Annotated in this window: 13 protein-coding genes and 1 riboswitch; all 13 genes read right to left on the reverse strand. The window is 29.4% G+C overall.

Going from position 1 to position 13,757, the window contains the following annotated elements; translation table 11 throughout:
* Position 1 precedes the first annotated feature (1 nt).
* A complete protein-coding gene (gene flgB / locus B2694_RS08635) occupies positions 2-382 on the reverse strand; it encodes a flagellar basal body rod protein FlgB (protein ID WP_346877372.1) in 381 nt (126 codons plus the stop codon).
* 414 nt (positions 383-796) lie between these two features.
* Positions 797-879, reverse strand: a riboswitch (cyclic di-GMP riboswitch).
* Between the two features lie 113 nt (positions 880-992).
* Complete coding sequence (locus B2694_RS08640; protein ID WP_346885380.1) at positions 993-1,838, reverse strand: flagellin; 846 nt, start codon at positions 1,836-1,838, stop codon at positions 993-995.
* Positions 1,839-1,972: 134 nt separating this feature from the next.
* The gene (locus B2694_RS08645) at positions 1,973-3,718 is read right to left on the reverse strand and encodes a methyl-accepting chemotaxis protein (RefSeq protein ID WP_346885381.1); all 1,746 of its coding nucleotides are present in this window, start codon (positions 3,716-3,718) and stop codon (positions 1,973-1,975) included.
* Between the two features lie 162 nt (positions 3,719-3,880).
* Positions 3,881-4,699 (reverse strand): EFR1 family ferrodoxin, encoded by an 819-nt coding sequence (locus tag B2694_RS08650; RefSeq protein WP_414632726.1) that lies wholly within the window; start codon positions 4,697-4,699, stop codon positions 3,881-3,883.
* 88 nt (positions 4,700-4,787) lie between these two features.
* Positions 4,788-5,486, reverse strand: coding sequence for an acylneuraminate cytidylyltransferase family protein (locus tag B2694_RS08655; RefSeq protein WP_346885382.1), 699 nt, complete (start codon positions 5,484-5,486; stop codon positions 4,788-4,790).
* 15 nt (positions 5,487-5,501) lie between these two features.
* A complete protein-coding gene (gene neuC / locus B2694_RS08660) occupies positions 5,502-6,671 on the reverse strand; it encodes a UDP-N-acetylglucosamine 2-epimerase (RefSeq protein ID WP_346885383.1) in 1,170 nt (389 codons plus the stop codon).
* A complete protein-coding gene (gene neuB / locus B2694_RS08665; protein ID WP_346885384.1) occupies positions 6,665-7,663 on the reverse strand; it encodes an N-acetylneuraminate synthase in 999 nt (332 codons plus the stop codon). Before neuB ends, neuC begins: the two co-directional genes overlap by 7 nt.
* Positions 7,656-8,291 carry an acetyltransferase gene (locus B2694_RS08670; protein ID WP_346885385.1) on the reverse strand — a complete coding sequence of 212 codons (636 nt, stop codon included), beginning with the start codon at positions 8,289-8,291 and terminating at the stop codon, positions 7,656-7,658. Before B2694_RS08670 ends, neuB begins: the two co-directional genes overlap by 8 nt.
* Positions 8,291-9,343 (reverse strand): nucleotidyltransferase family protein, encoded by a 1,053-nt coding sequence (locus tag B2694_RS08675; protein WP_346885386.1) that lies wholly within the window; start codon positions 9,341-9,343, stop codon positions 8,291-8,293. Before B2694_RS08675 ends, B2694_RS08670 begins: the two co-directional genes overlap by 1 nt.
* Positions 9,344-9,372: 29 nt before the next feature.
* The gene (locus B2694_RS08680; RefSeq protein WP_346885387.1) at positions 9,373-10,536 is read right to left on the reverse strand and encodes a LegC family aminotransferase; all 1,164 of its coding nucleotides are present in this window, start codon (positions 10,534-10,536) and stop codon (positions 9,373-9,375) included.
* Between the two features lie 18 nt (positions 10,537-10,554).
* A complete protein-coding gene (locus tag B2694_RS08685; RefSeq protein WP_346885388.1) occupies positions 10,555-11,544 on the reverse strand; it encodes an NAD-dependent 4,6-dehydratase LegB in 990 nt (329 codons plus the stop codon).
* Between the two features lie 13 nt (positions 11,545-11,557).
* Positions 11,558-11,857: a hypothetical protein gene (locus B2694_RS08690; RefSeq protein ID WP_346877359.1), complete on the reverse strand. Its 300-nt coding sequence runs from the start codon at positions 11,855-11,857 to the stop codon at positions 11,558-11,560.
* Positions 11,847-13,658, reverse strand: coding sequence for a motility associated factor glycosyltransferase family protein (locus B2694_RS08695; RefSeq protein WP_346885389.1), 1,812 nt, complete (start codon positions 13,656-13,658; stop codon positions 11,847-11,849). The genes B2694_RS08690 and B2694_RS08695 overlap by 11 nt, the downstream gene beginning before the upstream one ends.
* Positions 13,659-13,757 lie beyond the last annotated feature (99 nt).

The raw sequence follows: 13,757 nt of genomic DNA on the forward strand, positions 1-13,757 counted from the left end.
TTTAGTTCCCTCCTTTTATAACTCTACTTGTACTATTTAGCTTTCCACTGGCAAATCTAACTAAAGATTCATACATCATAGTATTAGCAGCTTGACTTGTCATTTCTGTTTCAATATCCACGTTATTACCATCTTCCCGCATAGATGCACTGTCATCTCTTTTAACTTGTACATCTTTGCTTCCAATACCTATATGTTTTTCATTTGTAGTTTTTAAATTACCATTAGCTGTTGACTCTTCCATAACCTGTTCGAAGGGAACATAATATCTCTTATAGTTTTTTATATTTACATTTGCAATATTATTAGCAATAACCTTATTAGCCTCAACAGTTACATTCATAGATTTTTTTAGCAATCCATATACTTCATTTTGTGACATTTTATACCTCCATTTTCCACTTAAACATACTTAATGTTTATAAATTAGACATAAATACTTAAATCCCTTCTTTTTTTTGTTAGTTATACGATTTTTTATTTATTTTATACACTTTAAACTTACTTTAAATAGAAATAAATCTACAAAATTCATCATTAGTAAAAAATAGTATGGTAAAGATTGAATAATAATGGTTACATGTAATCTTATGTAAAATACTCATTGTAAAACATGAACCTGGGTAATCATTTACAATATGGTATATTTTATAAAGCCAATTGCAACTTTTATATGAAAAACTATAAATTTTATATAAAAAAAGCTACTCAAAAAGAGTAGCTTTTAATTACAACAAGGTTAAAATAAAAATATTATTTACTTCTATAATACCTAAAACAAAAAGTATACTTACTCTTTGGCAACTGGCTGGCATACCCTTAGGCTTAGCCCCTATAGCTTTGCGTCACTAACTTTCGTCAATTTTGCCTATTTAATTTTTTCACATATCTGCATTATATACTATATTTTTCTTCCATTCAACCTTTTAAACGTAAATTATTTACTTTTTACTTAAAATTCCTTATTTACTACACGAAATTACTTTTTTTCTCTACCTATTAGGATATACATTGCTCAATATTTGTAGAATATCCTGTGGAAATTCATTACTTTGAGCCATCATAGCCATACCTGATTCCACTAAAATTGAGTTTTTAGCATATTCAACCATTTCTAGTGCTATATCAGTACCAGTAATTTCTCCTTCTGCTCCTTCAACCTTACCTACTATTTCACTGGTATAATCTGCAGTAGACTCCATTCTATTACTTAGAGCTCCATACTTTCCTCTTCCAGAATTAAGCTTATCTATAGCATAATCTAAGCGTTCTAATCCATCATTCATATTCTCCACACTTATTTTATTGCTACCATCAGCATTCACAAGTCCTAATCCTGTAGATGTGAAATTATATGTTGGCAGTTTAGTTACATAATCACTAGTTGCTCCAATAAGTAGATCTACTGTATCTCCTGGATTATTTTTATCGGCTAATAGCTTTACACCATTCATCTCCGTATTATTAGCAGTATAAGTTATATGTTCTAGATTCTCATCTATTTCCTTTTGAATAACTGCTCTATCTTCCGGCGTAGTTGCTCCTCCAGCTTGAACCATAAGTTCTCTAGCCCTTTGTAAGGCTTCACTTATACTTTGCATACCACCATCCATGGTTTGCATAAGACTTACACTATCTTGAATATTTCTAGTGGCCATTTGAAGACCTCTAATCTCTAACTTCAACTTATCACTCTTAGCCTTAGCATTAGGATCATCTCTATATGTCTGTATCTTATTACCTGAACTAATACTACCATAAGCCTTAGACTGAGCTACTAAATTTTTAGTATAGCTATTAAATATCCTCATAGCGGACATATTTCTACTTAATCTCATTATCTCACTCCCTATGGGGGCAAACCCCACTAAACTTTTTATATTCTTATTATCGAAGTATAGTGTATATACTTTAGTTAATAAATATGAGCTATATTGAAAAAAATTCCATGGGGTCTGACCCCGTGGAATATTTATACTGTAAATTTATTGATAATACCTTGTAGTTCATCTATAATATTTACCAATCCTTCACTACCATTGGCTATTTCTTCGATACTTGCTGATTGTTCTTCTATAGCTGCTGAAGATTCCTCAGTTCCTGCTGCATTTTCTTCTGCTATAGCAGATAGATTTTGCATTAAGTCTACAAGCTTTTCTTTATTTTCATTCATTTTTTCTGATGATTCATTAAGCTTATCTATAACATTATTAGTTATTTCTATAGAATTTGATATTCTATGAAATTTTTCTTCAGTTTTTTCTACACTTTCAGATTGGGAATCAATTATCCCTTTTACTTCTTTCATTCTATTTACTGCATTTTCAGATTTTAATTTTAACTCTTCTATTACAGTTTTGATTTCTCCTGTAAAATTATTAGATTCTTCAGCAAGTTTTCTTATCTCTTCTGCTACTACGGCAAAACCTCTTCCATGCTCTCCTGCTCTTGCTGCTTCAATAGCTGCATTCAAAGCAAGTAGATTTGTTTGTTCCGATATAGACTGAATCATTGTACTTGCCTTTTCTATCTTTTCTGCACTTTCGTTATTACTTAATATAATCTCATACACCTGTTTAGAAGCATTATTACTTTCTCCCGTTTTTAATACTAAATCTTTTAATATAATAAAACCTTCTTCTTTTTCCTTTTCTATATCCTTTGCTGCGTTATTTAATTCCTCTGTATATTCTTTATTCTCTTCTAATAAACTACCCATTTCTTCTACACTTAAAGCTGCTTCTCCTGTATCTTGAGCTTGGCTACTTGCTCCACTAGCTATATTTTCTATAGTTCTTGATATCTCTTCAGAAGCTATGGCTGATTGTTCTGCTGTTGCTGTTAGTTCCTGGGAAGTTGCCACTACCTTTTCTGCACCTTCTGAAGTTTTTATAACAAAGTCTCTTACATTGTCCTCCATAACCTTCAGAGAATTTGCCATAATTCCTATTTCATTTTTCTTTTTCATATATTTTAATGTTTCATCTTTTTCATTAAACTTAAAATCTAAATTTGACTGTTTTTTTATAGTATTAGTTAAAGCAACTATAGGTTTTGTAATTGATGCCCCTAAGCTATAGCTTATAGCAACAGATATAAGTAGTCCAATAACAATTACTATAACTACCGATTTTATGGTAGATAATACCCCTTCATTATATATATCCAAAATAGATTCTACAGATTTACCAACATAATAAATACCAATGACTTCATTATTATCACCAAAAATAGGTGCATATTTTGTCATATACTTTTCACCTAAAATATCAGCTTCTCCAAAGTATTCATTCCCCTTTGAAATCTCTTCATAGGTTTTACCACTAGCATCCAATTTTGTTCCAATAATTCGTTCCCCTTTATCATCTCTAATTGTGGTCAAAACTCTCACATAATCCTCACCAGACTTAGCAAAGACAGTAGCAAGTATATCCATACCTTCCGCTAATTCGTCAATAAACTCATAGTCACCATCAATTGGCTTACCATTAGAGTCTATAAGTTTCCCATCATCATTAAGACTTAATGTACCAAACTGTTCCTCAAGATAAATCTCAAGCATATTATAACCTGAACCTATTGCATCTTCTGATTGTTTGTTTATAATATTTTTAGTAACCTTAAATGACTTAAAAAGACCCATAAACATCATAGACAACGAAATAATTATAATAATAGTAAGAATAATAGTAGTTATTTTCCATTTTAAGCTTTTCATAAGTTTAATCCCCTCTGTCACAAAATTTTAGCAATATATAATTAAAATTAATAATATTATCGATATTTAATATAATAACTTTATGTTTTTTTAAAAACTTTATCACATATAAAAAGCATTAACAGCTATTATTAGCCATTAATGCTTTTTTCAATTATCTGTTTACAAAAATAATTCTGGTTCTTTTCTATGTATAAAATTTATTTCTAATTCTTCTTTATGCTTTAAATATCCAATATCATCAAAATACTTTGCTTGTACAGGACATTTTTTAATACATGCACAACATTTAATGCAAATTCCATTAACTTTAGTCACATCTTCAAGCTCAACAGAGCCCATGGGACAAACACTAGCACAAAGTTTACAATCTATACAACTATCCTTAGTTTTGGGCTTCACCTTTCTTATATCAATAGGCTCTCCCTTTTCATCCCTAGGCATATAATAATTTTTATAGGGCTTTTCTCCATTAATAAATAGACCCTGTCCACCTTCTTCAGCAACAATTTTACTATATATTTTATCAGCAAAATCCCTAACTATATCCATATCCTTTTCATCAGGTCTATTCTTAGCCAAGGTTTTAGAAAAAGAATGCTGTCCTATAAATCCAGCCCCTGCAATAACCCTAAAGCCATCTAGTTCTAATATATCACTTAACTCTATTAAAGCATCATCATAATTTCTATTTCCATAAACCACTACTGCAATAGCCAATGCACCATTACCTTTAATAGAATTTAAATACTTTAAAAGCACATTAGGTACTCGCCCTGCATAAACTGGAACTCCCACAATAACAATATCATCCTTTGAAAAAGATACAGATTTCTCCCTTATCTTTGGTAAAGTAAATTCAATATTATTTATGCTTTCCTTTAGGTTCATGGCTTCCGAAAGTCCTTTTTCTATACCAGATATTACCTTTTTGGTTGTATCTGTAGCACTAAAATATAATGTATTTAGTTTATAATGCAAAATTATCACCTCTTAATGAATGATATACTAGTATGAAGATTCCATAGTATTATATTGAGTTACGTTTAACCCAGCAAAATTAGCTTAATTAAAGATCTTGAGTCATAATATATTCCGCAATTCTAAAATCTAGCTCTGTATCAATATCTATTGAGCTTTTTCTACTCATAATGTATGCTTTACTTTTCTTTCCGTAGAAATCCCTTTCGCTTAAATATTTTTCAACATTAGATATATATATTGAACCATTTATACGATAATACTTTTTGTCATCTTGCCTTCGAGTTGCACTGTTTTTATTTATAAAACCTTCTAAAGATAAACTATCACTCAATGTATTATATATACTTAAAGAATGTTCAGCTTCACAAACACTTACTACAGAATCTAATTTATTTTCTATTAATAAATCTACTGATTTTTTTATGTCTGAAGCTTTTCTTAACGGTGAAGTAGGTTGTAACAACATAAAATAATCATATACTTTCCCTAACTCCTTTAATCTTTGAATGGTATACACAATCATATCTGTACTACTAGCTATGTCACTAGCTAATTCATCTGGTCTTAAAAATGGTATACTTGCTCCATATCTTTTAGATATACTTGCATACTCTTCTGAATCAGTAGAAACAACTATATCGGTAAATATATCACTTTCAATAGCTGCTTCAATGGTATATGCTATTAATGGCTTATCATTTAATAATTTAATATTTTTATGTCTTAGTCCCTTAGAACCGCTTCTTGCAGGTATTATTGCTAAGATTCTTTTATTACTATACATTTATACCTTTACCTTTCACATCATATTTATATCGTAAAAAGTTTTTTTTAACTCTATCTCTTTGCTTAACGCTTTTTTTATTTCATATAGTATTTTGTTAGATGTATCTCCATCTCCATATGGATTTTCAATCTTTGATATTTTATCTTTAAATTCTTTACTTAGTCCTCTTTTTATTGCTTTAATAATATCACTTTTAATAGGGTCACAATTGATTACTGTTTTAGCTTGCAATCTTCCCTTTTGTCTATCACCAATATTTATAGTAGGGATATTAAAGGAAGGAGCTTCTATAATTCCACTAGATGAATTTCCTATTACCATACTACAATACTTCATAGCACTTAAATATTTTAGTTGTCCCATAGAAACAAAACCAATATATTTCTCTGGGTTTTTAGATATAAATTCATCTATCTTTCTATTTATTTTTCTCCCCTCATTATCAGAATTAGCTTTTGTAATTATAAATTTCATATCATCAAATTCTTCTAAAGCACCTAACAACTCTGTAATCTGTATCTCTGCTAATCCCTGTTCTAGTGTAACTGGATGAAATGTAACAAGGGCAAATTTTTTATTCAAAGCAAAATTTATACTTTTTTCTATTTCTTCCTTGGATAATAATTTTAATTCTTTAATATTTTCTATTCCTATAGCTCCAACATTGAAAACTCTATTAGGCTCTTCCCCTAACTGCATTACCCTCTTTCTATAACTTTCAGTACTTGTAAAATGAAGATAACTCAATTTAGTTATGCAGTGCCTAAATACATCATCCTGTGCTCCCTCGGTTATCTCTCCTCCATGTATATGTGCTATAGGAACATTAGCTACCATAGATGAAATACTTGCAGCCAATATTTCATATCTATCACCAAGTACAATTACCATGTCAGGCTTAGTTCTATTAATATACTCACTAAAGCTAATAATAGCTAATCCCATTGCTTTTGAAGTAGCTACATGTGAATCTGAACTTAGTAATATTTCTATTTTTTCATCAATAACTATGCCATCTTCTTCAATCAATTTATATGTAAGTCCAAATTCTGTTGACATGTGCATTCCTGTAACAACTAATTTTAAATCTATCTCTTTATCATCTATCATTTTCATTATTAACGGCTTCAGTAATCCATATTCAGCTCTTGTTCCAGTAATCACACATATTCTTTTTACCATTGAATTAGATCATCCTTTCTATAATCTTTTTTAGAAACCATACCAATTATAGTGTGCCACATCTTGGGGTTTATTCCATTTGCAGGTCTCTTAACAGTTAAATTTTTTTCTGTGAACACTTCACCGCATTTTATATCTACACTAGCAACGATACTTTTCCTTACTATCTTCTTATTTTCTTTTTCTACAGTGGTGGGATACTTGATTCCATCTCCAAGAGCCTTTTCTATATTTCTAATAGACTTAATCATCATCCTAAGCTCATCTGGATTTAAACTAGCTAAATGATCAGGTCCTTCCATAGTTTTGTCAAGTGTAAAATGTTTCTCTATTACCTTTGCTCCCATTGCTACAGCTGCAATTGAAACCTCTATTCCCTCTGTATGATCAGAGTATCCAACATCAACCTTAAATGCTTCTTTTATTGTCTTCATTGCTTTCAAATTTACATCATTCATATTAGTAGGATAATCTGTATTACAATGTAATACAATAATTTCATTATTACCATTATTTCTTAGAGTGCTTAAAGCAAATTCTATGTCTGATAAATCACTCATTCCTGTAGATAAGATAATCTTTTTACCTGTTCTAGCTACCTTTTCAAGGTAAGGGACATTTTCTATTTCTCCAGACGGAATTTTAAATACTTCAACTCCCAAGTTATCTAAAAACTCTATACTTTCTATATCAAATGGTGATGATAAAAACATTATATGTCTCTTTTTACAATATTCCATCAACTCTCTATATTCAACGTAATCCAATTCTAACTTTTTCAGCATTTCAAACTGTGAAGTCTCTTCGCTTAAATTTCTTACTTGATATTTAGCTTGTTTAGCATTCTTAGTCACTAAATTTTCCGCTTTAAAGGTTTGAAACTTAACTGCATCAGCTCCTGCTATTACTGCTTCATCTATTAACTTTTTTGCTACTTCAACACTTCCATTATGATTAACACCAGCTTCTGCAATAATAAATACCTTATTCATATTCTTTCCCCCTTGCTGGATTTCCATATACTTTAGATGTTTTATCTATTGAATTAATTACTACGGATCCTGCTCCAATTACAGTACTTTTGACTACACTTATTCCCTCAATAATAGTAGCATTTGTTCCTACATGACAATACTTTTCTATGGTCACTCCCCCGCTCAAAGTTGCTCCTGGAGCAATATGTACAAAATCTCCAACTAGGCAGTCATGCTCAACTATAGCTCCTGTATTTATAATAGCTTGTTTTCCTATTATAGCTTCTGTATTAACTATAGCACCTTTTCCTACAAAAGTTCCTTCACCTATACTACATTCTTCAGATACAATAGCCGTTTTATCTATTATAGTTGGAAATTTAAATCCTATTTTACTTAGCATATTATATAAAGTAATTCTTAACTTAGGATTTCCAATACTTCCAACTGTAATAAATGCATATTCAATACCTTGATTATGCATTTCTTGTAATATATCATCCGTTCCAATTATCTTAACATTAAGTATTTCACCTTTGTCAACAGGATCTGTAATACCTACTATTTCAAATTCATTTTTACTTCTTATGGAGTCAATGACACTTTTACAGTGACCTCCTCCGCCTACTAATACAATCTTTTTCATTAACCTTCCTCTAATCTTTTCATCATTTCTTGCATTTCATCTGGTTGTCCCATATCCATCCAAGCTCTCTCTGTTATTGGATAAACTCCAACTTTCATTCCTTTGTCCATACATTCTTTTGCTATATCAGGTAAGTGAATAAATGTATCCTTTTTTATTAACTGTAGTGCCTCAGGCTCTATTATGTACATTCCTGTATTAGTTAAAAATGAATACTCAGGTTTTTCTACCATACTCTGTATATTACCTTCTTTATTTAAATTAACTACCCCATAAGGTATTACCATATTTTTAACTGCACATACCATGGTAATAAAATTTTTATTTTCTTTATGATAATCATACATAGCTTCATAATCACTATCTATTAATATATCACAGTTAGATACAAAAAATGTGCTCTTTATTTTATCTTTAAGATAATAAAGGCTTCCTCCAGTACCTAGTGGTTTTTCTTCTTCTATATAATAAATATTATAATTCTTAATTACTTCTTCAAAATATGCTTTAATCATATTTTTTTTATAATTAACTGTTAAATAATATTCATTACATCCAAATCCCTTAAATCTATTAATTATTCTTTCTACTATAGGTATATCACCAATAGGTATAAGAGGCTTAGGTAAAATTTTAGTGTAAGGATATAATCTAGTGCCTAACCCTCCAGCCATAATTACCACTGGTATATCTAATGAAGGCTTCTTCTCAACACTAGACATATCCAAGTCATTCCAAAATATTATTGATTTTACTTCACCTTCAATACTAACTACAGGTATAGAACTAATTGAATATTTCTTCATAAGTCTTTTAGCTTTATCTCTCTCTGTTTCTGTTATATATTTAGGCGAATAGTTCGCAATTTCCTTTACAGGTGCCGACAAATCCCCACTCTTTAAAATCCATCTTCTTATATCACCATCTGTAAGTACAGCCTTTAACTTATTATCTTCTGTTATAAGTAAAACCTGCTTGGCAGTTTTATCTAAAACCTTAGCAGCTTGTCTTATATTTATCTCTTCATTTATCATTATATCCTGAATATTCATAGTTATATCTCCCCATACTTAATAATGCTTTAAATACTATTCAAAACACTAATAACATAATTAACTTCTTCTTCTGTTAAATTGCTACTACATGGAATATTTATCACATTTTCTAAATAATAATTAGCTCTATCTATTTTATAAGCTCTTGATTCTCTATAAGGTTTTTGAGTATGAATTAAATTCCATATTGGTCTTACTTGTATATTCTTTTCTTTAAGATATGGAATAATTTCTTTTACTTTTAATGGATATATATCATTATTTATTAATAAAGAATAAAACCAATAATTGGGTTGTATATTTTTATTAAAATCAAGCATTGTTAATCCTTTAGTATTTTTCAATCCATTATTATATAACTCATAATTTTTTTTCTTAATTTCTATAAATTTATCTAATTGTTCTAATTGCGCAACCCCTAGTGCTGCTTGTAAATTAGTCATTCGATAATTATATCCTATTTCATCATGTATATAGTAAAGTTCATCATCTTTAGCTTGCGTGGAGAGGTATTTTCCTTTTGCTAAAAGTTCCGGATGATTAGATACTATCATCCCACCTCCGCCAGTGGTAATTATTTTATTTCCATTAAACGAGTACACCCCAAAATCACCTATAGTTCCCGCATACTTTCCAATATATTTTCCTGAAATGAATTTAGTTCCTAATGCTTCTGTTGCATCCTCTATAACTTTAAGGTTATATTTTTGTGCAATATCCATTATCCTCTCTATATTTACACTATTACCAAAAACATGAACTACAATTATGGCTTTTATATGCTTCCTACTAAGCTTATTTATTAATTTCCCACCAATAAATTCACACTCTTCTTCACAAAACATTTTTAGTTTATTAGCATCCATTGTTAATGAATCATCACAATCCATAAATATAGGTTCTGCTCCCATATATCTAACAGGATTTACTGCTGCAATAAATGTCAATGTAGGAACTATGACTTCATCTCCAGCATCTACTCCACTTAAAATTAACGATAAATGAATACCAGCAGTTCCACTTTGACAAGCAACGGCAGATTCAACATTAAGATATTTAGCTATGCTATCCTCAAATTCATTTATATATGCCCCACCAGTAGATATCCATTCTTTTTCTACTGCATCTACTACATACTTTAATTCATTTCCTTTTAAATTAGGTACTGAAAGCGGAATAAACTTCTTCACTTAGCCCATCTCCTTTAATTAAATATTATATATGTCAGCTTTATACTTAGCTAAGTTTTCTGGTTTTCTAAACCATTCTATAGTTTCTCTAATTCCTTCTTCAAAAGTATAACTAGGCAACCAATTTGTTAACTTCTTAATTTTTTCATTTGAACCTAATAATCTATTTACTTCACTTTTATCAGGTCTTAATCTTTGATCATCACATACGATTTTTGCATTTGGATTTATTTGTCTTATCATTTCCTCTGCTAATCTTCCTATGGATACTTCATCTTGAGTAGCTATGTTTATCTCTTCACCTATGGTTGTATCTGATTTAGCAATTTCTATAAATCCTCTTGCTGTATCCTTAACAAAATTAAAGTCTCTTGTAGGTATTAAAGAACCTAATTTTATTTCAGTTTCTCCAGATAATAATTGGGTAATTATTGTTGGAATAACAGCTCTAGCTGACTGTCTTGGGCCGTATGTATTAAATGGTCTAACAATAGAAATCGGCATATTAAAGCTTCTATAAAAAGATTCAGCTAACCTATCTGCACCTATCTTGGTTGCTGAATAAGGAGATTGACCCTGATATGGGTGCAATTCGTCTATAGGTACGTACTGGGCTGTTCCATAAACTTCTGACGTAGAAGTTACAAGTATCCTTTCAGTCTCCAAGTCTCTTGCAGCTTGTAGCACATTCAGAGTTCCTTTTATATTAGTATCAACATAAGAATCTGGTGAATGATAACTAAAAGGAATTGCAATTAAGGCTGCAAGATGAAATACTTCATCTACTCCTTTCATAGCTTCTCTAACTCCATTAGGATCTCTTATGTCTCCTGTAAACACTTCAATTTCCTTTAACTTATCTTTAGACAATGTATCTAACCAGCCCCATGAATTAAATGAATTATAATATGTAAATGCCTTAACATCATAACCTTCTTCTAAAAGTGTTTCTGTAAGGTGACTTCCAATAAATCCATCTGCTCCTGTTATTAATACCTTTTTACTCATCTAATACACCTCATTAACTTAATTGTTCTATAACTTTATTTATTTCTGGTATAATCTCATATTCAAACATATCACTCATTAAGATTAAATCATTGTTTTTTAGGGCTTCTAATATCTCTTTAAGAATTTCATTGAATTTTTCTATATTAATACAATTACTATTTACTTTTATAGCTTCTGTCATAAATATTTGTATATATTCAAGTATACTTTCAAACACTTGAGTATTTATTTTACCTCCATTGTTTCTTGTTTCTTCATTATTTATACTAATAAGTTCTACTAAATTTTCTGCAAATTCCTTAATATTCACTGTAAATTTCCCCTTTACATATAGATTTTCTTTCATTTTTTATATATTTTAATGCATATTCAGCTTCATTTAACAAATTTGAATATAGTATTTTACTTTTTTCATATATCTTCTTAGCCTTACTTAACTCTGTATCTTCATTTCCAATTTTATAATCTGGATTATATAAAACTATATTAATAGTATCTGCAAATAAATATTCTATAAATCTAATTTCTTTAGGTATTTCTCTTATAAATTTATCTGTATCTTCTAAAATCTTTAATGAGCTCTTTAATATTTTATGTTTACTAGTAAAATTATTATAATACTTCTCATTATGTTTTATAGCTTCTATTAATTTTATCTCTAACTCTTTTAAATAATTTATAGCACAATCAATTATTTCTATAACTTTATCATCGCTTATACATCCAATCATATTTTCATAATTAACAGATATATGATTCTTATCTATTACATTATCAAACATAACTTTATTATCCATAAATTTTTTAATCTGTGTTCCCTTAATATTTGCTCCGCCTTCTGTGGAATTAGTAAATTCTATTTGAGGGTTCTCCTTAATAATTTCCTCAAATTCTTCTCTAAAAAAATTTAATGTCATACTTGTTCTTACCTTATTTCCATATATATCTTCCACGTACGGACTAAAGTTATCAGCTACCTTAGTGATATCTTCTTTATCCTTATATTTTTCTTGTACAAATTCAGCATTTTCTGCATGAACCTTATCATCTGTATATGCTAAATCCTGACCTAAAAATATTATAGGATTACATCCCATATACATAGCTAATTTTGTACAAGTATGTGCAACAGATGAATGAGTAAAATTATAATTAGGATTTTCCACTATATCATTTATCCAAGGTGCATAAGGATAGAACACTCTATTTCCTTTGTGTAATTTCAGAACTTTATTAGGCAAAATCTCTGAATGTACTAATGTTACTTCTTCTTTATTAATAACTTCATCAACCAATTCATAAGATAATTCATGGGCATCTATTATAGATAGAAAATCCGCTTTTATTCCTTCTTCTATTAGAGTTCTCCATGTTCTTCCACCAGTAAAAATCACAGCCTTATCTTCAAACTGTTTAAGTTGACTTATGTTCTTGGATAGTGATGGTCCTGCTGATACTATAACTGCTGGTTTACCACTATATGCATTTTTCATATTCACTATATTTTTACTTTTACTTAAATATTTAAGACCAGAAATGGTAGATTCAAACCAAATCTTAGAAAAAAATATATTGGTGTTTCTATTAATAACTCTTCTTCTTGTGACGCTTCTAATAAGCTCATAAATATTATGAACTTCTGCAGGATATGCATTCCTATAATTAGGGTATTCTTGAACTACAAAGGATTTTAAAGCAATGCTTCCAATATACATTTCTAAATACTTTAAAAATTCATCTGTCATAGAAATTATTGCTATGTTTTCATACTTATTTTCTTTTCCATAGATATATTTATTATAAACCTCAATATTAGGTTCGATTATAATCAGCTTATTATCTTCCTTAATTAAAGGCTCTATTTCTTCTATGTACTCTCCAGTTCCTAATCCAATGATTATACTATGTTTATCACCATTACTTAAAATAAAATCCTTTATTGAATCTATGTCCCTTTGAACAGAATATTTACTTCCTAAATAAATACTTTTTCCCTCAGTAAATATTCTTAGTATTTTTTTATTATCTTTACTTATTTCTTCATATACTTCATATTCTATAGCTTTATCTATATTATTTTGTGTTAATCTATTAATAGCTATATAAACCACTCCTTTTTTATGTCACTTTTCTATATATCACTATTATCGTTGTTTCAAACAAAAACTTAAATACTCTACACAAAAAAGGCACCGATAAATCGGTACCTT

It is taken from the genome of Clostridium sp. UBA4395 (assembly GCF_002390995.1).
GTDB lineage: Bacteria > Bacillota > Clostridia > Clostridiales > Clostridiaceae > Clostridium_J > Clostridium_J sulfidigenes.

Excerpts from the sequence above, each read along its gene's own strand:
- flgB (WP_346877372.1), bottom strand. The coding sequence starts at position 382 with ATGTCACAAAATGAAGTATATGGATTGCTAAAAAAATCTATGAATGTA.
- B2694_RS08640 (WP_346885380.1), bottom strand. The coding sequence starts at position 1,838 with ATGAGATTAAGTAGAAATATGTCCGCTATGAGGATATTTAATAGCTAT.
- B2694_RS08645 (WP_346885381.1), bottom strand. The coding sequence starts at position 3,718 with ATGAAAAGCTTAAAATGGAAAATAACTACTATTATTCTTACTATTATT.
- B2694_RS08655 (WP_346885382.1), bottom strand. The coding sequence starts at position 5,486 with ATGTATAGTAATAAAAGAATCTTAGCAATAATACCTGCAAGAAGCGGT.
- neuC (WP_346885383.1), bottom strand. The coding sequence starts at position 6,671 with ATGGTAAAAAGAATATGTGTGATTACTGGAACAAGAGCTGAATATGGA.
- neuB (WP_346885384.1), bottom strand. The coding sequence starts at position 7,663 with ATGAATAAGGTATTTATTATTGCAGAAGCTGGTGTTAATCATAATGGA.
- B2694_RS08670 (WP_346885385.1), bottom strand. The coding sequence starts at position 8,291 with ATGAAAAAGATTGTATTAGTAGGCGGAGGAGGTCACTGTAAAAGTGTC.
- B2694_RS08675 (WP_346885386.1), bottom strand. The coding sequence starts at position 9,343 with ATGAATATTCAGGATATAATGATAAATGAAGAGATAAATATAAGACAA.
- B2694_RS08685 (WP_346885388.1), bottom strand. The coding sequence starts at position 11,544 with ATGAGTAAAAAGGTATTAATAACAGGAGCAGATGGATTTATTGGAAGT.